This window comes from Bdellovibrionota bacterium (genome assembly GCA_035292885.1).
Taxonomy (GTDB): Bacteria; Bdellovibrionota_G; JALEGL01; order JALEGL01; family DATDPG01; genus DATDPG01.
The window spans coordinates 1-2,203 of record DATDPG010000089.1 but is presented as its reverse complement, the minus strand read 5'-3'; the positions used below and the strand labels follow the sequence as shown (position 1 = coordinate 2,203).

Annotated in this window: 2 protein-coding genes; one reads left to right on the top strand and one right to left on the bottom strand. The window is 52.6% G+C overall.

Annotated elements, in window-relative coordinates; genetic code table 11:
- Nucleotides 1–1,616, top strand: a 1,616-nt coding sequence (locus VI895_07255; GenBank protein ID HLG19601.1) for an adenylate/guanylate cyclase domain-containing protein, incomplete at its 5' end; no start/stop codon positions are given.
- Nucleotides 1,617–1,982: 366 nt separating this feature from the next.
- Here VI895_07255 and VI895_07250 read toward each other — a convergent pair.
- Nucleotides 1,983–2,203: hypothetical protein (locus VI895_07250; GenBank protein HLG19600.1), on the bottom strand; the 221-nt coding region annotated here is incomplete at its 5' end.

Here is a 2,203-nt window from a genome sequence, read left to right as displayed (position 1 = left end):
TATCGAAGCAGCGGGGAAAGGTCGTTCTGTTCGGCGCGCTATTAGCCTTTCCGCTGCCAGCCATAAATCATTACGTCTCGCTCATGGGAGCCAGCGTGGCCACTCTCGAACTTTTTAGGGGATTCTTACCGGTCCCGATCGTCATTTTTCCTGCATCTATCGCGTTCGCCATCGCCAAGCATAATTTATTTGACGTCGACGTTTACATCAAGAGGGCTGTTGGCTACGTCATCATGACCGCGGTCGTCGGCTTTGGCTACTTTTCGATCCAAGCGGTTACGACCAAGTTTGTCTTTCAACCCTTGTTCGGCGAGTATGCGGACGAAGTCTTTCCCATCGCCTTCGCGTTGTTAGTTGTGTTTGGCTTCGACCCCATCAACCGCAAGATTCAGGACACGGTGGATAGGGTCTTTTTCAGACAGAAGTTTGATTATAAGGACACCGTTCGAACCGTCAGCAATGCTCTCACCTCGATGTTGAATCTGGACCAAATTCTAAAGAAGGTCGTCGATACGGTGCGCAACGAGATGTTTATCGATGCGGCGGGGGTGTTCGTGCTGGAGCCCCAGAAAAAAGCCCACAGAAATTACTTTGTTGAGGACGAACCACCGGGAACGATTGCCAATGGTCAGAGGGAAGTGCGCGTCGCTTACGATGATCCATTGCTTGCCTTAATTGCGCGTGAAAAAAAACTGATCACAACCTACGACATCCAAGAAGATCCGATTTACAGCGATCTGAAGGAATCCTGCGGCAGAAGCTTCGTAGAGATGAATGCGAGCATGGCCTTACCCTTGGTTTACCAAGGAGAGGTCACTGGCGTTTTAGCCTTGGGCCGTAAGAAGTCGGGCCACTTCTATAGTCGGGAAGATATTGATTTGCTCGATACCATGGCCGATCAGGCGGCCGTGGCCGTCGAAAACGCCAAGCTCGCCGAACAAATGAAGAAGGAAGAGGGTGTGCGCGCCAACCTGTCGCGCTATTTATCGCCGCAGATCGTCGATCAAATCGTGAAGCACAATGTTGAGGTCAATTTGGGTGGGGATAAAAAGGTTGTGACGGTGTTGTTTTCCGATATCCGCAACTTCACGACGATCACCGAATCCCGCAAGCCGGACGAGCTGGTGCACCAGCTCAACGAATATTTTACTGAAATGGCGGGAATTATCTTCGAACATGGCGGATCGCTGGACAAGTATATCGGCGATGCGATCGTCGCCGTGTTCGGGAGTCTTATCGAACTTGACAATTCAGCGCGACACGCGGCTCAGGCCGCGCTCAAGATGATGCAGCGCTTACCGGCGCTAAATGAGCGCTGGCTACAAAAATACGGCTTGAAAATGGAATTCGGCATCGGCCTTAGTACTGGAGAGGTCTTCCTTGGCAATATCGGCTCCCCGGAGCGCATGGAATTTACGGTTATCGGAGATACCGTGAACGTCGCCTCGCGATTTTCCGGTCTGGCGAAACCCGGGCAAATATTGATGACGAGGGAAGTGGTTGACGCCCTCGGGCCGGATGTAACGTTTAACGCCCTCCCTTTGGCGGAAGTTAAAGGCAAGAGTGAAAAACTCGAGGTTTTTGATTTGGTGAGTATCCACGGTACCAAAGCCTAGCAGGTCGCTGAAAAAAGGTTCGGAATGCTTCGAGAGCCTCAGCATGACCGGACAATCCTCAATGATATCCCAACCCCTCCGTTCGTCCTGAGCACCGTCGAAGGACTCCGAGAGAGTTTTTCAGCAACCTGCTAGAAAAGAGGCTATTCTGGGTTTCCTGTGAAGAAGCATTCACCACAGAGACACTCGCCCTGTGGAATTGCAGCCCGGTATTCCACAGGGCAAGAGTTTTCGTAGGGTGCGCTTCGCGCACCGGTCGGTCTCGGAATATCTCCCGCAAAGAACGCAAAGGCGCAAAGGGAAAACGAATTGTCATTTCGAACCCTTCGGCCAGACTCAGGGCAGGCTCCCAGAGAAATCTTTTTCTCAGATCCCTCGCATTCGCTCGGGATGACAGGCCTTGGGCCTGTCGCTTAGCGTCCCTTCGACTTCGCTCAGGGCATGCTTGGCGCGAGGCGTATCCGAATCCGGGGGGTCTTCGGCGCCCGGAAAAGATTTAGGGCCTGGCCTTGATATCTTAACAATTGTCAGAGGATTCCAGAGCGGCGCAACGCGGATGAAGAGCGACGGGAATCCGAGTGATCCGT